Annotated in this window: 18 protein-coding genes; 9 read left to right on the plus strand and 9 right to left on the minus strand. The window is 67.2% G+C overall.

Features of this window, described 5'->3' with window-relative positions:
- Window positions 1-3: 3 nt before the first annotated feature.
- From ACSYAO_RS14540 to ACSYAO_RS14555, 4 genes are all read right to left on the minus strand, one after another.
- Window positions 4-2,283 carry a thiamine pyrophosphate-dependent enzyme gene (locus tag ACSYAO_RS14540; protein WP_149909199.1) on the minus strand — a complete coding sequence of 760 codons (2,280 nt, stop codon included), beginning with the start codon at window positions 2,281-2,283 and terminating at the stop codon, window positions 4-6.
- Between the two features lie 78 nt (window positions 2,284-2,361).
- On the minus strand, window positions 2,362-3,018 hold the full coding sequence (locus ACSYAO_RS14545) for a glutathione S-transferase family protein (RefSeq protein ID WP_032129666.1): 657 nt from the start codon (window positions 3,016-3,018) through the stop codon (window positions 2,362-2,364).
- Window positions 3,019-3,193: 175 nt separating this feature from the next.
- Window positions 3,194-3,736: a GNAT family N-acetyltransferase gene (locus ACSYAO_RS14550; protein WP_032129637.1), complete on the minus strand. Its 543-nt coding sequence runs from the start codon at window positions 3,734-3,736 to the stop codon at window positions 3,194-3,196.
- Between the two features lie 126 nt (window positions 3,737-3,862).
- A complete protein-coding gene (locus ACSYAO_RS14555; protein ID WP_032129667.1) occupies window positions 3,863-4,708 on the minus strand; it encodes a glycine zipper 2TM domain-containing protein in 846 nt (281 codons plus the stop codon).
- Between the two features lie 163 nt (window positions 4,709-4,871).
- On the opposite strand from ACSYAO_RS14555, the gene ACSYAO_RS14560 reads away from it, so the two are divergent.
- The gene (locus tag ACSYAO_RS14560; RefSeq protein ID WP_049398753.1) at window positions 4,872-5,087 is read left to right on the plus strand and encodes a DUF6116 family protein; all 216 of its coding nucleotides are present in this window, start codon (window positions 4,872-4,874) and stop codon (window positions 5,085-5,087) included.
- Window positions 5,084-5,863, plus strand: coding sequence for a TatD family hydrolase (locus tag ACSYAO_RS14565; RefSeq protein ID WP_049420901.1), 780 nt, complete (start codon window positions 5,084-5,086; stop codon window positions 5,861-5,863). Before ACSYAO_RS14560 ends, ACSYAO_RS14565 begins: the two co-directional genes overlap by 4 nt.
- Before the next feature lie 73 nt (window positions 5,864-5,936).
- Here ACSYAO_RS14565 and ACSYAO_RS14570 read toward each other — a convergent pair whose 3' ends face one another.
- A complete protein-coding gene (locus tag ACSYAO_RS14570; RefSeq protein WP_149909198.1) occupies window positions 5,937-6,764 on the minus strand; it encodes a tRNA threonylcarbamoyladenosine dehydratase in 828 nt (275 codons plus the stop codon).
- An 80-nt stretch (window positions 6,765-6,844) separates the two neighbouring features.
- Here ACSYAO_RS14570 and ACSYAO_RS14575 point away from each other — a divergent pair, with 80 nt between their 5' ends.
- Both ACSYAO_RS14575 and ACSYAO_RS14580 read left to right on the plus strand, forming a co-directional pair.
- Window positions 6,845-7,279: a cytochrome c gene (locus tag ACSYAO_RS14575; RefSeq protein WP_049398757.1), complete on the plus strand. Its 435-nt coding sequence runs from the start codon at window positions 6,845-6,847 to the stop codon at window positions 7,277-7,279.
- Window positions 7,280-7,415: 136 nt separating this feature from the next.
- The gene (locus tag ACSYAO_RS14580; RefSeq protein ID WP_010486804.1) at window positions 7,416-7,910 is read left to right on the plus strand and encodes a glycine zipper 2TM domain-containing protein; all 495 of its coding nucleotides are present in this window, start codon (window positions 7,416-7,418) and stop codon (window positions 7,908-7,910) included.
- Between the two features lie 71 nt (window positions 7,911-7,981).
- Here ACSYAO_RS14580 and ACSYAO_RS14585 read toward each other — a convergent pair whose 3' ends face one another.
- A complete protein-coding gene (locus tag ACSYAO_RS14585; protein WP_005410290.1) occupies window positions 7,982-8,191 on the minus strand; it encodes a cold-shock protein in 210 nt (69 codons plus the stop codon).
- A 236-nt stretch (window positions 8,192-8,427) separates the two neighbouring features.
- On the opposite strand from ACSYAO_RS14585, the gene ACSYAO_RS14590 reads away from it, so the two are divergent.
- The 3 genes from ACSYAO_RS14590 (at window position 8,428) to arsC (ending at window position 10,528) form a co-directional block, all read left to right on the plus strand.
- Window positions 8,428-8,913, plus strand: coding sequence for a DUF456 domain-containing protein (locus tag ACSYAO_RS14590; protein ID WP_049398758.1), 486 nt, complete (start codon window positions 8,428-8,430; stop codon window positions 8,911-8,913).
- A gap of 119 nt (window positions 8,914-9,032) precedes the next feature.
- Window positions 9,033-10,187, plus strand: coding sequence for a phospholipase A (locus tag ACSYAO_RS14595; protein ID WP_049434855.1), 1,155 nt, complete (start codon window positions 9,033-9,035; stop codon window positions 10,185-10,187).
- Window positions 10,187-10,528, plus strand: coding sequence for an arsenate reductase (glutaredoxin) (gene arsC / locus ACSYAO_RS14600; RefSeq protein ID WP_149909197.1), 342 nt, complete (start codon window positions 10,187-10,189; stop codon window positions 10,526-10,528). Before ACSYAO_RS14595 ends, arsC begins: the two co-directional genes overlap by 1 nt.
- A gap of 188 nt (window positions 10,529-10,716) precedes the next feature.
- Here the strand turns inward: arsC and ACSYAO_RS14605 are convergent, their stop codons facing one another.
- The 3 genes from ACSYAO_RS14605 to ACSYAO_RS14615 form a co-directional block, all read right to left on the minus strand.
- Window positions 10,717-11,352 carry a glutathione S-transferase family protein gene (locus tag ACSYAO_RS14605; protein WP_149909196.1) on the minus strand — a complete coding sequence of 212 codons (636 nt, stop codon included), beginning with the start codon at window positions 11,350-11,352 and terminating at the stop codon, window positions 10,717-10,719.
- 58 nt (window positions 11,353-11,410) lie between these two features.
- The gene (locus ACSYAO_RS14610) at window positions 11,411-11,749 is read right to left on the minus strand and encodes a hypothetical protein (RefSeq protein WP_005413956.1); all 339 of its coding nucleotides are present in this window, start codon (window positions 11,747-11,749) and stop codon (window positions 11,411-11,413) included.
- A 126-nt stretch (window positions 11,750-11,875) separates the two neighbouring features.
- Entirely contained in the window at window positions 11,876-13,393 is a 1,518-nt protein-coding gene (locus ACSYAO_RS14615) for a fumarate hydratase (RefSeq protein WP_149909195.1), read from the minus strand.
- A gap of 146 nt (window positions 13,394-13,539) precedes the next feature.
- On the opposite strand from ACSYAO_RS14615, the gene ACSYAO_RS14620 reads away from it, so the two are divergent.
- Window positions 13,540-14,436 carry an RNA polymerase sigma-70 factor gene (locus ACSYAO_RS14620; protein ID WP_049451477.1) on the plus strand — a complete coding sequence of 299 codons (897 nt, stop codon included), beginning with the start codon at window positions 13,540-13,542 and terminating at the stop codon, window positions 14,434-14,436.
- A gap of 36 nt (window positions 14,437-14,472) precedes the next feature.
- The gene (locus tag ACSYAO_RS14625; protein WP_149909194.1) at window positions 14,473-14,925 is read left to right on the plus strand and encodes a carboxymuconolactone decarboxylase family protein; all 453 of its coding nucleotides are present in this window, start codon (window positions 14,473-14,475) and stop codon (window positions 14,923-14,925) included.
- Window positions 14,926-15,116: the final 191 nt, after the last annotated feature.

The following is a 15,116-nucleotide window of genomic DNA, read 5'->3' on the forward strand; positions in this document are numbered from 1 at the left end:
GCATCAAGGTTCCTGCGCCAGTTCAAGGGCGGCGCCAATCACCGCATTGTCGCTTGGAAGCCCGAACATTGCTGCCCCCGCCAACGGGGTATAGGTATCGGCACCGCAGACCCGGCGCAGCGGCAGGTGGCCGAAGCCGGCCTCGACCAGGGCGGTGACCACGCCCTCGCCCACCCCGCCACTGTGGCGGCCCTCGTCCAGCACCAGCACGCGCCGGGCGCTGGCGGCTTGCGCGGCGATGAAACCGGCATCCAGCGGCACCAGCCAGCGCAGGTCGACCACCCGCACCTGCCAGCCCAGCTGCTGCTCGATTGCCCGCGCCGCGCGCAGCGCCATCGGCACGCCATTGCCATAGGTGTAGACCACCAGGTCGCCTGCCTCCGGCGCATAGACCCGCCCTTCGCCCGGCACCAGCGCCTGGCCCTGGGCGGGGTAGTCGAACAGCCACTGGCCATCGCCCGGCGCATGCAGGTCCTTGCTCATGTACAGCGCGATCGGCTCCAGGAACACCGCCACCCGCCCGTCCACCCGCGCCAGCGCGGCCAACGTGCGCAGCATCATCACCGCATCGTCGCCGCGCGACGGGCAACCGACCACCAGGCCGGGAATGTCGCGCAGCGCGGTGATCGAATTGTCGTTGTGGAAGTGGCCACCGAAGCCCTTCTGGTAGCCCAGCCCGGCCACCCGAACCAGCATCGGGTTGCGGTACTGGTCATTGGAGAAGAACTGCAGCGAGCACGCTTCGCCGCGCACCTGGTCGATGGCGTTGTGCAGGTAGGCCAGGTACTGGATCTCCGGGATCGGCAGCATGCCCATGTTGGCCAGGCCCTGCGCCATGCCCAGGATCATGGTCTCGTCCAGCAGGGTGTTGAACACCCGGCGTGGGCCGAAGCGGCGCAGCAGATCCTTGGTGACGGTATAGACACCGCCCTTCTGCGCGACGTCCTCGCCGAACAGCAGGCTCTGCGGATACTTCGCCAGCAGTTCCTGCAGCCCATGGTTGATCTGGATGGCGAGGTGCCGAGGTGCCTGCCGCTCGGGCAGGACCTCCGCACCGCCATACTGCGCTTCGCGCGCATCGGCGGGCACCTCGCGCCGCGCTTCGGCCTGCACCGCCGCCGGCGTGTACGGTGCCAGCGGCGCCATCACCTCCTGTAGCGACTGCAGCGTCGGGCGGCCTTCGGCATCCGCCGCCGCGGCCATGCAGCGCGCGCGCATCGTTTCGTAGGCCACTTCGATGGCAGCCGCATCCATCCAGCCCGACTCCATCGCGATCTGCGCCGAGCGCAGCAGCGGATCCTGCGCCTCGGCCGCGCACAGCTCCGGCAGCGCGCGCCATTCCACCTCGAAATCGGTGCCGGCGTGGCCCATCAGGCGGGTGGTGCGCAGATGCAGGAAGGTGGGCCGCCGCGTGCGCCGGCAGTGCTCCACCGCCGCCTGCACCTGGGCGTGCCCGGTGGCCAGATCGAGACCATCAGCGAAGAAATAGTCGAGCCCCGGCTGGCGGCTGAAGCGCTCGGCAATCCAGCCTTCCGGCGTCTTCACTGAAATGCCCAGCCCGTTGTCCTCGCAGACGAACAGGATCGGCGCCGGCAGCTTCTGGTAGGCCGACCACATCGCGGTGTTGAACGCGGTCTGCGCGGTGGCATGGTTGGCCGAGGCGTCGCCGAACGAGCACAGCACGATGCTGTCGGCCGGGATCGGCAACGGCTGCCCCAGGCGCTTGCCGCTCTCGATGGCCAGCGCGGTGCCCAGCGCTTTCGGCAGGTGCGACGCGATGGTCGAGGTCTGCGGCAGCACCCACAACGGTTTGCTGCCCCACACCTTGTGGCGGCCCCCGCTGGCCGGGTCATCGGCGCTGGCGGCGAAAGACAGCGCGGCATCGCGTAGCGGATCGATGCCCGGCACCTGGCGCGAACGCTCGGCCATGAAGGCACCGGAGCGATAGTGCAGAAAGGCTGGATCGGTATGCCGGCAGGCCCGCGCCAGCAGCGCGTTGCCCTCGTGGCCGGAGGAACCGATGGTGTAGAAGACCTTGTTCTGCACGCGCAGCACGCGTGCCATCAGGTCCAGCTGGCGGCTGGCCAGCTGCGAATCGAACAGCTCGCCAAACGCTGCGGCAGTGAGCGTGCTGCCCGGCAGGATCGGCGCATCCGGTGCCGGGCGCGGACGCGGGGTGCCGCGCCAGCCACGCACCGCATCGAGGAAGTTGACGTCGCACACTTCGGCGCGGTTGAGCACGCGCATGCGTGCAGGAATCGGATCTGGAACCACAGCGAACATCGAACACCCTCCGTGTCGTTGTTGCATTCCGCCCGGCGTTGGCCAGGCGCTACCCTGTGGGGGTCACCCTGGTGAGAGTCACGCAGCCTCGAATCGCGAGCGCACTTCGGCAGTCACGGCCGGCATCGGCAGGAAGCGCGGTTGTTCACGCACGCGCTGCAGCCAGCCACGCACTTCCGGGAATGGCTCCAGACTGATACCGCCCTCTCCCGCCACGTCGGTATAGGCGAACAACGCGATATCGGCGACGCCATATCCGTTGCCGGTGAACCATTGCGCCTGGCGCAGGTGCTGCTCCATCACCGCCAGCGCGGTGGCGGCGCGCTCGTGCAGGCGCGGCAGTTCGGCGCGGCGCGGTGAATCAGCGGGGGTCCAGCCACGGATGAAGCGCGCCACCGCCACGCACGGCTCGTGCGTGTACTGCTCGAAGAACATCCAGCTCAACGCCTGCGCGCGCTCCCAGCCATCGGTGGGCAGGTACGGCGTGCCCTCGGCCAGCCAGAACAGGATCGCGTTGGATTCGGTCAGCACGCGGCCATCGTCGCGGACGATCAGCGGCACCTTGGCATTCGGATTCAACGCCAGGAATTCGGGGGTGTGGGTCTGGCCATGGGCGCTGTCCACCTCCACCCAGCGGTAGCGGCTGCCGAGCTGCTCCAGCAGCAGGCGCACCTTGTGGCAATTGCCCGAGACCGACATGCCATGCACCGTCAACGGGACGCGCTCTTCCACCATCGCCTGCTCCATCGGATCCGGCCGGCGGCCAGCTGCGTGCAGTCTGGCAAGCGCGCCGATGAATGCCAAGCGCGGGTGCAGCATGGCAACCCGGTAGTGCCGGCCGCTGGCCGGCAATCGCGCGAATCTGCCGCAACGCGATTGCCGGCCAGCGGCCGGCACTACCGGGCAAGGCTCAGCGCGCGCGCTGCCGCCACTGCTCGCGCGACTGGCCCCAGATCTGCATCGGCTTGTCGTTGTACGGCGGCGGCAGTTCCCCCATCCGCAGCAGCGTGCTGCCGAGCTTGCGCGCGACCGCCCGCGAGTTGTCGTTGTTCTCGGCGATGGTATGGATCACCTCGTCCCATCCGAGCGTGTCGAATGCCCAGTCGATCGCGGCGACTGCGGCTTCCGGCGCATAGCCCCGGCCCCAGCTGGCATGGCGAATGCCCCAGCCGACCTCGGTACCGGGCCAGTCCTGCGGTTGCCACGGACCCATCCGCCCGATCCAGTCACCGCTGGACTTCTCGATCACGCTGAACATCGAGAAGCCGAACAGCTGCCAGGCACCGGCCAGGCTGCAGAAACCGCGCCAGGCCACCGACGGCGGCTGCACGCCACCGAGGGTGCGCATCGTTTCCTCATCAGCGCAGAACGCCAGATACGGTTCGTAGTCCTCGCGCAGCAGCGGGCGCAGGATCAGGCGCTCGGTTTCGATGCGCAGGTCGAAGATGCTCATGCCGGCTCCATGTCGAAGGAAGCGTCCATGATGGTGGATTCGCGCCCCGCGCGGATGAATTTCGCCGGCTGCAACGAAACGGGCCGGCATAAGCCGGCCCGTCAGGCACTGCATGCTGCGTCTGGATTACTGGCGCGTGCTGGCCGCCGTGGCACCGGCAGCAGCGGTCTGCGTGACCAGCTGGCCGTCGACCACCGGCAGGCGATCGCTGGCCGGCTTGTTGTCCATGCGCACCGTCTTCTCGGCGCCGTCATAGCGGTAGGTCACGTTGTACCCCTTCACCACGTCGTTGGTACCCATGGCAATGCGGTTGCCCGGCTTGCTGGCCATGCGCATGGTGCCGGTGGTGCCGTCCTCGTTGCGGTAGGTCACGTTGTAGCCGGTGACGCGGCTCGACTCGGAGGTCGCGGTCTCGGTGTGGCACTGGCGCTCGGTGCGGTTGACCACGCGGCCACCCACATGGCGCTTGTCGATCTGGTTGCCGATGAAGCCACCGGCCACCGCGCCGGCCGCAGTGGCGGCCTTCTTGCCATTGCCGCCGCCGACCTGGTTGCCCAGCAGGCCACCCACCACAGCACCGACCACGGTACCGCCGACGTTGCCGTCACGTTCCGGCAGGCGCTCCTGCACCGTCACGTCCTGGCAGACTTCATGCGGGGTCTGGGTGGTGGAGGTCTCACGCACCGCGTCGGTGCCGATCACGGTGGCGTAGGCCTTCTGCTTCTCGGTGATCGGGTCGACCTTCAGCACATCGGCATATTCCAGCCCACGCGGTGCGGTCGGGTCGAGAGTGTCACCACGCGCGCCATCGTCGGTGGCGTTGCCATCGACCAGGCGCGATTCACCATTGGGGGTTCCGGCGCTGATGGAATCGGGCGATTTGTCGCCACTCTTCATGAAGGCGGCAGTGGCGATGCCACCGACCAGCAGCGCGCCCGCTGCGACCAGGACAGTTGTAGTTGTGCTTTTCATGACCTGCTCCTTGCGGACCATCCGCAACGTTCTCGAACCAGATTGCAGCATGCGCTGCCTGAACGGAATCTCCACATTTCCTGCTCATTCCCGTAACCCATTCAGCATCGGGAAATGCTGGGCCCGTGGTAGCGTTTGCATATTCCCCAGGAGGACCCCCGCCATGGCCAACCCGATGCTGCTGCCGGTACTGCAATGGGCGCGCCGGCTGCGCTACCCCACCCTGTTCAAGCTCACCGCGGGCCTGTTCGCGCTGACCCTGTTCATCCCGGACCCGATTCCGTTCGTCGATGAGCTGGTGCTCGGCTTCGGCACCCTGCTGCTGGCCAACTGGAAGCGCCGCAACACCACCACGCCTCCGCCGCTGGAGCAGCATTGAGCCTGCTGGTCGACAGCCACTGCCATCTGGACGCCAGCGAGTTCGACCGCGACCGCGCCGCGGTGGTCGAGCGTGCGCAGGCCGCTGGCGTGCACCAGCAGGTGGTGCCGGCGGTGACCGCAGCCAGCTGGCCGAAGCTGCGCGAGGTCTGCCAGCAGGCGCCGGGGCTGTACCCAGCCTACGGCCTGCATCCGATGTTCCTGGCCGAGCACCAGCCTGGGCACCTGCCGCTGCTGCGCGAGTGGATCGAACGCGAACGCCCCTGCGCGATCGGCGAATGTGGTCTGGACTTTTTCGTTGAAGGCCTGGATGCCGAGGCGCAACAGGCATATTTCATCGGTCAGCTGGAACTGGCCCGTGAGTTCGAGCTGCCGGTGATCGTGCATGCACGGCGCGCGGTGGATGCGGTGATCGCCGCGATCCGTCGCGTCGGCGGCCTGCGCGGCGTGGTGCACAGCTTTTCCGGCAGTCCGGAACAGGCAGCGCAACTGCACAGGCAGGGCTTCCTGCTCGGGCTCGGCGGCCCGTTGACCTACGAACGCGCGCAACGCCTGCAGCGGCTGGTGCGCGAGATGCCGCTGGAACAGCTGCTGCTGGAGACCGACGCTCCGGACCAGCCTGACGCCGGCATCCGCGGCCAGCGCAACGAACCGGCACGGCTGGCGATCATCGCCCGCCACGTGGCGGCGCTACGCGGGATGGAGCTGGACGCGGTGGCCCAGGCCACGACGGAGAACGCGCGGCGGCTGTTCGCGCTGCCCGCAATGCAACGGTAGGTGCCGGCCGCTGGCCGGCATCTGCGCTGATTCAATCATTCCGGAGTTGCCGGCCAGCGGCCGGCGCTACCGATCACACTTCAGCGTGATCCTCGACCACTTCGGCCTTCACCTTCTTCGGCTCCAGCAGCATTTCCAGCGCCTTGCCGACCGCCGCGAACGCGAACGCACCGGTGATGTGGGTCGCCGCACCCAGGCCCGCGCCGCAGTCCAGCTTCAATGCCGCATCAGCGCCCAGGTTCGGGCGGATGCCACAGACGCTGCCATCGGCCTGCGGGTACTTCACGTTCTCCAGCGAGTACACCGCCGGCACGCCGAAGTAGCGCTTGGCATTCTTCGGAAAGTTGAACTCGCTGCGCAGCTTCTTGCGGATCAACGCCAGCATGGCGTCGTGCTCGGTGCGCGAGACATCGCGGATGCGCACCAGGGTGGGATCGGTACGGCCACCGGCGGCACCCACGGTCAGCAGCGGCAGCTTGCGGCGGCGGCACCAGGCAATCGTCTCGACCTTGACCCGGAAGCTGTCGCAGGCATCGATCACCAGATCAAAGCCACGGTCCAGCAGTTCGGCCATGTTCGACACCGTCAGGAACGCCTGTACGGCATCGACCGCGATGTCCGGGTTGATCGCGCGGCAGCGTTCGGCCATCGCCTCGGCTTTGTTGCGGCCGTAGTTGCCTTCCATCGCCGGCAGTTGCCGGTTGGTGTTGGACACGCAGATGTCATCGGCATCGATCAGGGTCAGGTGACCGACCGCCGAACGGGCCAATGCCTCCACCACCCACGAGCCAACGCCACCCATGCCCACCACCGCCACGCGGCTGCTCTGCAGGCGCTCGAGTGCGCCCACGCCATACAGCCGTTCGATGCCGGCGAAGCGTTGTTTGACCTGTTCGTTCATCCGGCTATTTTAACGTGCAGGCGCCAGCGCCTGCAGCGCGCCGGCATCGAACCCACCGTTGCACGTCCGGAGAGCCCGCCATGAACGCCAGCCCGCCCCGCCGCCCGTCCACCGCCTACCGCTATCTGTTCGTGCTCGGCCTGGGCCTGTTGATCGGCCTGATCGCCACGGTGATGGTCGGCCGCGCCCTGCAGGCCCGCCGCGATCCGTTCCCGGACAGCCTGATGCAGGTGATGCAACGGCAATCACAGCTGCTGCAGCAGGCCCAGCAGCAGAACCGCTGCAGCCTGGCCGACAGCGTGCCGCGGTTGCAGGCGATGCGCCTGCTGTCCAACGACCTGGACCTGGCCTTTCCCGGGCTGAAGGACAGCGCGCAGTTCCAGCAACATGCCAGCCAGCTGCGCGGCAACCTCAACGCCGCTCTGGCTGCGCCGCCCAGCGACTGCACGGCCCTGGCCCGGGTGGTGGAAACGGTGCAGGCCGACTGCCGCGCCTGCCACCAGGACTTCCGCTGAGCCGCATTCATCCTGCAGCCGGACAAGGCCTGCGCGGTTGGCGCCTTGTTCACGTTCAAAAGGGGACGATTCGTCCACCCTGCTGCATGACGCAGTACCACCCCAGACACCCGCCTTCACGGCCAGGAGACGCCCCATGAAGATCCAGCTCATCGCCGCCAGCGCCATCGCTACCCTTGCCCTGGCTGGCTGTGCCACCTCGCCCGGCTACGGCGGTGGTGGTTACAACAACGGCTACAACAATGGCGGCTACGGCAACAATGGTGGCTACAACCAGGGCCGCTGCGCCGACTGCGGCATCGTGACCCGCATCAACACCGTGCAGTCCGGCCGTACCGCGCCCAGCGCGACCGGCGCGATCCTGGGCGGCATCGTCGGCGCCGTGGCCGGCCACGAGATCTCCGACCACACCGGCGGCAGCCGCGGCAACAAGAACATCGCCGCCGCTGCAGGCGCGGTCGGTGGCGCACTGGCCGGCAACCAGATCCAGAAGAACGTGACCAGCGATACCTACGACATCAGCGTGCGCATGGACGATGGCCGCACCATCGTGGTCAACCAGCGCGACCTCGGCGGCATCCGCGAGAACACCTACGTGCGCGTAGTCAACGGCAAGGTCATCCTGCGCTGACCTGCATCGGGCCGACGGCAAAGAAAAGGCCCGCTTGCGCGGGCCTTTTCATTTGACGGCATGCAGCGCGATCAGGTCGGCTGAACGGCGTCGGCCTGCAGGCCCTTCTGGCCCTGCACGACGGTGAAGGTGACTTTCTGGCCTTCCTTCAGGCTCTTGAAGCCCTGGGTCTGGATGGCACGGAAGTGCACGAACACGTCTTCGCCGTTTTCACGGCTGATGAAGCCGAAGCCCTTTGCATCGTTGAACCACTTGACGGTACCGGTCTCGCGATCAGACATCTCACTAACTCCCTGGTGACTCTCTCTTGTTGTAGGAAACGCCTGGTGGGCGGCTGACAAGCAAGGGGGAAGCGAGGTGCATCGATGCAGCGGATCGGGAAGATCTTGCTTCATCAGGCCACGATCCACGGTGACCTTGCCAAGCTCAGCGACTGCAACTTAACCCGCCCAAAACGAAAAAGCAACTGGCAAAATCTTTCACTGTCAACCCCAAAACGACCACCATACGGGACAGCATGGGACTCTCATTCATCTTATATCTGCTAGCGGTCATTTTTGTCCTCGTCGGCATCGCCGGAATCATCCTTCCGGCCCTCCCCGGCATCCCGCTGGTATTCATCGGACTGCTGCTGGCGGCGTGGGCCGACGGCTTCGCCCACGTCGGCTGGCCGACCCTGGTCGCGCTGGGCGTACTGACCCTGCTCTCGCTGCTGGTGGACGTGCTGGCCACAGTGGTGGGTGCGCAGCGGGTCGGTGCCAGCCGCAAGGCGCTGTGGGGCACGTTCGTCGGCAGCATCGTCGGGCTGTTCTTCATGCCGATCGGCCTCTTTGCCGGGCCCCTGATCGGCGCCTTGGCCGGCGAGTACTGGCACACCCGTGAACTGGGCCGCTCGACCAAGGTGGGTCTGGCCACCTGGCTCGGCATCCTGCTCGGCCTGGCGTTGAAGCTGGCGGTGGTGATCGCGATGCTGGGCCTGTTCGCCTTCGCCTGGTTCCTGTAACCCGCACCGTCTTCACGCCGCGCGCACGCGGTGGCCGTGCATAAACCGTGGGGGCTGGCCGCGATGCGGTACAGCCGCCACACTGTGCGATTCCCGTATTCACCGAAGGGCCTGCTGGAATGACCCTCCCCCCGCTGCTTCCCCGCCTTGCGCCGCTGGCGCTGGCCCTGGCCAGTGCCCCATTGGCCGCGCAGGAATTCGTGCCCAGCACCGATACCTCGCCGGCGGCGTGTGCCGCCATCACCACTGACGCGGCGCGCCTGGCCTGCTATGACCGCCTGTTCGCGCATACGCCGCAGGCCACGGCCGCCGCCGATGCCGCTGCCGAGGCGGCCGCGCAGGCCCGTCGCGAAGAACGCCAGACCGCTCGCGTGAGCCAGGGCGAAGAGAAACTGCGCGAGCGGGTCAGCGACCTGTTCCGCCCCGCTGCGCCGGACAGCGCGCTGGCCAATGCCGGCCGCGGTTCGCTGCTGGACAGCCGCTGGGAACTGGCCGAGGACTCCAAGCTCGGCCCATTCCAGCTGCGTGCCTACAAGCCGGTGTACCTGCTGCCGGCGTTCTGGACCAGCGACCGCAACACCACGCCGCATTCGCCGAATCCGGCCAACACGGTCACCACGCCGCAGGTGCTGGACAGCGCCGAACTGAAGTTCCAGATCAGCTTCAAGACCAAGATCGCCGAGAACCTGTTCGGCGACAACGGCGACATCTGGGCCGGCTATACCCAGAGCTCGCGCTGGCAGGCCTACAACGGCGAGGATTCGCGCCCGTTCCGCGAAACCAATTACGAGCCGGAAGTGATGATGGTGTTCCGCAACGGCTACTCGATCGGTGGCTGGCGCGGCCGCATGACCGGCATCGCGCTGAACCACCAGTCCAACGGCCGCGCCGATCCGCTGTCGCGCAGCTGGAACCGGGTCATGCTCAACATCGGCCTGGACCGCGAGAACTGGGCGCTGGTACTGCGCCCCTGGTACCGCATTCCCGAGACCCGCAGCGACGACAACAACCCGGACATCGAGGATTACATGGGCCGCGGTGATGCGACCCTGACCTGGAACCGCAACGGCCACGAAGTCTCGCTGATGGCGCGCCATTCGCTGCGCACCGGCAGCCGCTCGCACGGCGCCTTGCAGCTGGATTACGGCTTCCCGATCAGCAACCTGCTGCGCGGCCATGTGCAGGTCTTCGACGGCTATGGCGAGAGCCTGATCGACTACAACCACAAGGCCACCTACGTGGGCGTGGGCGTGTCCCTGCTGGAGTGGTTCTGATGGACGTGACGATCTGGCACAACCCGGCCTGCAGCAACTCGCGTGGCGCATTGAAGCTGATCCGCGATGCGGGCTTCGATCCGGAGGTGATTGAGTACCTGGGCAACCCACCCGACGTGGCTACGCTGCGCCAGGTACTGGCCGAATCCGGGCTGGACGCGCAGGCGCTGGTGCGCAGCAAGGAAGCGCAGTTCGCCGAACTGGGCCTGGAAGGTGCGGACGAGGCTACGCTGCTGGCCGCGATGGCCGAACACCCGCGACTGATCAACCGCCCCGTGGTGCGCACGGACAAGGGCACACGCCTGTGCCGTCCACCGGAAACAGTGCTGGAGATCCTGTAACCCGCACCGCCGTCGCGTAGCGGAGCGTGTTGGTAGAGTCGACTGTTGGTAGAGTCGACTGTTAGTCGACTCCCTCCCCACCCTTCATATGCCTCCGCGGAAAAGCCCGCACTGCGTGCGATGGTCGACTGACAGTCGACTCTACCCCATTGCCCTCTTCTACCCGGACGCCCTCCTCCCCGGCTGGCTTACAGCCAGTCGGTGATGCCTTCGCGGCGGTACACCTCGGCGAACGCCGGGCGCGCCTTCATCAACGTGGCGTGCGCCTTCAGCACCGGCCAGGTGTCGGTGGGCCTGGGCATGTTGCGCGACCAGCGCATCAGCATCACCAGCATGTAGTCGACCACGCAGGGCGTGGCACCCAGCAGGTAGGGGCCATGTGCATGCAGGTGCGCGGCCACATGCTGCCAGGCCGCTTCCAGGCGCTGCCGTGCCATCCCGCGGCTGGCCTCGATATTCGCCTCGCCCGCCATTTCGTGTGGATAGAACCAGGCTCGATAGGCCGGCTGCAGCGTATTGGCACACCAGAACATCCAGCGGTAGGCATTGGCGCGCTGCGGCGTGCCCAGCGCGGGCAGCAGGTTGGCGTCCGGATGGCGATCCGCCAGGTACAACGCAATGGCCGCCGCTTCAGTCAGTACCAGGCCATCGATCAGCAGGGTCGGCACCACACCGGCCGGATTCAGCGCCAGGTACTGCGCCGACTTGTGCTCGCGCGCGTCGAAATCCAGCAGCACCAGTTCATGCTCGATGCCCAGCTCGATCAGCAGCCAGTGCACCACCAGCGCGGCGGTACTGGTCGAACCATACAGCGTGGTGCTCATGCAGAAGATCCTGTACAGGTGGATCAGCCGATTATGCGCCCGCGCGCACGATCGTTGCTCAGCCGCAGCTGCTCATGCAGGAATCCCGGCGTTCGCCACAGGACATCATCGGCGCGCGCATCGTACAGTCATGCGTCTTCAGTTCGCAGGCATGGCGCAGGTCCGGGTTGTCCACGTCCTTGCAGCGCTTGTCCGGCGCCGGCACCATCCGCTGCTCGCAATTGCTCTGGCGGCTGCCGAGAGAGTCATTCTGCGCCATGCAGCTGCGATAGCCGGCCTGGCACTGCACGCGGCACTGCGCCGATGCAGGGAAATCCGCGCCTTCGTACGACGCTGGGGTGCTGCAGCCGGCCAGCGCCAGCAGCATGCCTACCGCGATGAATCGATGCAGGGCCATGGACACGTCCTGTGCGAGAGTGTGCCGACCGTAGCAGAGCAAGGGCTACAGGCGCGTTAATCCTCCCCCCGGATACAACAACGGCGCCACACGGGCGCCGTTGTCTGGACCGAAGCGTGCGGGGAGTTACTCCACCACCACCGGAATCTTGCCGATGCGGGCCTGCCATTCGCGCGGGCCGGTCTTGTGCACCGATTCACCGGTGGAGTCGACGGCCACGGTCACCGGCATGTCCTGCACGGTGAACTCGTAGATCGCCTCCATGCCCAGGTCAGCGAAACCAACCACCTTGGCGGCCTTGATCGCCTTGGACACCAGGTAGGCCGAGCCACCGACGGCCATCAGGTAGGCCGACTTGTGCTTCTTGATCGCCTCGATCGCGGCCGGGCCGCGCTCGGCCTTGCCGACCATGCCCAGCAGGCCGGTCTGTGCCAGCACCTGCTCGGTGAACTTGTCCATGCGGGTGGCGGTGGTCGGGCCGGCCGGGCCCACCACTTCGTCGCGCACCGGATCGACCGGGCCGACGTAGTAGATGAAGCGGCCCTTCAGATCGACCGGCAGTTGCTCGCCCTTGTTGAGCATGTCGACCATGCGCTTGTGCGCGGCATCGCGGCCGGTCAGCAGCTTGCCGTTGAGCAGCAGGGTCTGGCCCGGCTTCCAGCTGGCCACGTCTTCCGGCGTGATCGTGTCCAGGTCCACGCGGGTGCCCTTGGACGCGTCGTAGGTCAGCTTCGGCCAGTCTTCCAGCGACGGCGGGTCCAGCATCACCGGGCCGCTGCCATCGAGGGTGAAGTGCGCATGGCGGGTGGCCGCGCAGTTCGGGATCATCGCCACCGGCAGGTTGGCTGCGTGGGTCGGGTAGTCGTTGATCTTGATGTCGAGCACGGTGGTCAGGCCACCCAGGCCCTGCGCACCGATGCCCAGCGCGTTGACCTTCTCGTACAGCTCCAGGCGCAGCTCTTCGATGCGGTTGGACGCACCACGGGCCTGCAGCTCGGTGATGTCGATCGGCTCCATCAGCGCTTCCTTGGCCAGCAGCATCGCCTTCTCGGCGGTGCCACCGATGCCGATGCCGAGCATGCCCGGCGGGCACCAGCCGGCGCCCATGGTCGGCACGGTCTTCAGCACCCAGTCGACGATCGAGTCGGACGGGTTGAGCATGGCGAACTTGGTCTTCGCTTCCGAACCACCGCCCTTGGCGGCGACGATCACGTCGACCTTGTTGCCCGGCACGACCTTGACGTTGACCACGCCCGGGGTGTTGTCCCTGGTGTTGATGCGCTTGCCGGCCGGATCAGCCAGCACCGAAGCGCGCAGCTTGTTGTCCGGGTGCATGTAGGCACGGCGCACGCCTTCATTGGCCATGTCTTCCACGCCCATGGTGGCGTCGTCCCAGCGCACGTCCATGCCGATTTCCAGGAACACGGTGACGATGCCGGTGTCCTGGCAGATCGGACGGTGGCCTTCGGCGCACATCCGCGAATTGATCAGGATCTGGGCCATCGCTTCCTTCGCGGCCGGCGACTCCTCGCGCTCGTAAGCGGCGGCGAGGTTCTTGATGTAGTCGACCGGGTGGTAGTACGAGATGTACTGCAGCGCGTCGGCGATGGACTGGATGAGGTCTTCCTGCTTGATCGATGTCACGTCTTGCTCGCTTGCTCGAGGCTGGCGGGGGTAATCCGCCCATTTTACCCCCTCCCCCGGCCCCGGGGTGGTAGTGCCGGCCGCTGGCCGGCAAGATTCCCCCGACGCTCTGTCACGCCACGCGCCACTGCGGCGTCCTTGCCCACATGAACGCCGAAACCGCTTTCCAGACCCACCGCCCGCGCCTGATGGCCCTGGCCTACCGCCTGCTTGGCAGCCGCGCCGACGCCGAAGACGTGGTCCAGGATGCCTGGCTGCGCTGGTCCGGCGCCGACCCGGCGGCCGTCCGCGACCCCGAAGCCTGGCTGGTCACCACCACCACCCGGCTCGGCCTGGACCGGCTGCGCGCGGCCAAGCGCGAGCGCGTGCACTACGTCGGCCCATGGCTGGCCGAGCCGCTGGCGGTCACCCTGGAGCCCGACCCGGCGCCCGGCCCGGCCCAGCTGCATGCCCTGGCCGACGACGTTTCGGTCGCCTTTCTGACCCTGCTTGAACAGCTCGGCCCCGAGGAACGCGCCGCTTTCCTGCTGAAGGAGGCCTTCGACCACGACTACCGCGAGATCGCCGAGCTGATCGGCCACAGCGAGGCCAACTGCCGGCAGCTGGTGCACCGTGCCCGGCAGCGCCTGCAGGCCGGACGCCCGCGCTTCAACGCCGATGCCAGCCAGCACCGGCAGCTGCTGGCGCGCTTCATGGATGCCTCGCAGCGCGGCGACAGCGAGGCGATCCAGGCCCTGTTGCACACCAACGCGTTGCTGGTGTCCGACGGCGGCGGTGTGGTCACCGCAGCGGTGCGCCCGCTGCTGGGCGCCGAGCGCATCGGTCGCCTGTTCTGGGCCATTGCCCGCCGCGGCGCGGTGCATCCGGCGCAGTTGGGCTACGTCAACGGCGAGCCGGCGATCCTGCGCTTTGTCGGTGATCGCTTGCACTCGGTCACCACCATCGAGGTGGTCGATGGCCGCATCGCCAACGTGTACAGCGTGTTGAATCCGGAAAAGTTGCCGGGGGTTGTCACGCGCGGCGACGCTGCGGCGTCCTGGTAGTGAAAGGCGGCCATCGTGGCCGCCGTGGAGCCCCCGATGTCCAATCACACTTCTCCCCGCGTCCCCTACACCCGCCTGGCCGCCGAGGCCTTCAAGGGCCTGCTGGCCACCAGCCAGGCGGTGCATGACAGCTCGATCGATCCGACCCTGATGGAACTGGTGTTCCTGCGCGTGTCGCAGCTCAACGGCTGCGGCTACTGCATGGACATGCACGGCACGGCGCTGCGCAAGGGCGGCATCGAGCCGCGCAAGCTGGACACACTGCCGGCATGGCACGAGAGCCCCTTCTTCGACGAACGCGAGCGCGCGGCGCTGGGCTGGGCCGAGGCACTGACCCGGCTGACCGACGGCGCGCCGTCGCAGGCGGCGTTCGATGCATTGGCGCCGCACTTCGATGAGAAGGGCATCAGTGACCTGAGCATGGGCATCGCGGTGATCAATGCCTGGAACCGCCTCGGTGCGGGGTTGCTGCCGCCGCTGCCGGCCTGACCCACCCCGCCTTCGACAGTTCATCGGTGCTGCTGATAGGTGTCGACCTTGGTCGACACGGTAGATCCACGCCATGCGTGGATGCGGGAGAGTCGGATCCCTTCGCTTCGCGAAGGGCTCTGACCCGCTGTGGGTCGCTGGGGTCAGAGCCCGCGCAAAGGGATCTGACCCCGGTGCCGGCCACACGCCTG

This window comes from Stenotrophomonas sp. STK16_22 (assembly GCF_051984505.1).
GTDB classification, from domain to species: domain Bacteria; phylum Pseudomonadota; class Gammaproteobacteria; order Xanthomonadales; family Xanthomonadaceae; genus Stenotrophomonas; species Stenotrophomonas maltophilia_A.

Coding starts and splice junctions, on each gene's coding strand:
- ACSYAO_RS14540 (WP_149909199.1), bottom strand. CDS start 2,283: ATGTTCGCTGTGGTTCCAGATCCGATTCCTGCACGCATGCGCGTGCTC.
- ACSYAO_RS14545 (WP_032129666.1), bottom strand. CDS start 3,018: ATGGTGGAAGAGCGCGTCCCGTTGACGGTGCATGGCATGTCGGTCTCG.
- ACSYAO_RS14550 (WP_032129637.1), bottom strand. CDS start 3,736: ATGAGCATCTTCGACCTGCGCATCGAAACCGAGCGCCTGATCCTGCGC.
- ACSYAO_RS14555 (WP_032129667.1), bottom strand. CDS start 4,708: ATGAAAAGCACAACTACAACTGTCCTGGTCGCAGCGGGCGCGCTGCTG.
- ACSYAO_RS14560 (WP_049398753.1), top strand. CDS start 4,872: ATGGCCAACCCGATGCTGCTGCCGGTACTGCAATGGGCGCGCCGGCTG.
- ACSYAO_RS14570 (WP_149909198.1), bottom strand. CDS start 6,764: ATGAACGAACAGGTCAAACAACGCTTCGCCGGCATCGAACGGCTGTAT.
- ACSYAO_RS14575 (WP_049398757.1), top strand. CDS start 6,845: ATGAACGCCAGCCCGCCCCGCCGCCCGTCCACCGCCTACCGCTATCTG.
- ACSYAO_RS14580 (WP_010486804.1), top strand. CDS start 7,416: ATGAAGATCCAGCTCATCGCCGCCAGCGCCATCGCTACCCTTGCCCTG.
- ACSYAO_RS14585 (WP_005410290.1), bottom strand. CDS start 8,191: ATGTCTGATCGCGAGACCGGTACCGTCAAGTGGTTCAACGATGCAAAG.
- ACSYAO_RS14590 (WP_049398758.1), top strand. CDS start 8,428: ATGGGACTCTCATTCATCTTATATCTGCTAGCGGTCATTTTTGTCCTC.
- ACSYAO_RS14595 (WP_049434855.1), top strand. CDS start 9,033: ATGACCCTCCCCCCGCTGCTTCCCCGCCTTGCGCCGCTGGCGCTGGCC.
- arsC (WP_149909197.1), top strand. CDS start 10,187: ATGGACGTGACGATCTGGCACAACCCGGCCTGCAGCAACTCGCGTGGC.
- ACSYAO_RS14605 (WP_149909196.1), bottom strand. CDS start 11,352: ATGAGCACCACGCTGTATGGTTCGACCAGTACCGCCGCGCTGGTGGTG.
- ACSYAO_RS14610 (WP_005413956.1), bottom strand. CDS start 11,749: ATGGCCCTGCATCGATTCATCGCGGTAGGCATGCTGCTGGCGCTGGCC.
- ACSYAO_RS14620 (WP_049451477.1), top strand. CDS start 13,540: ATGAACGCCGAAACCGCTTTCCAGACCCACCGCCCGCGCCTGATGGCC.
- ACSYAO_RS14625 (WP_149909194.1), top strand. CDS start 14,473: ATGTCCAATCACACTTCTCCCCGCGTCCCCTACACCCGCCTGGCCGCC.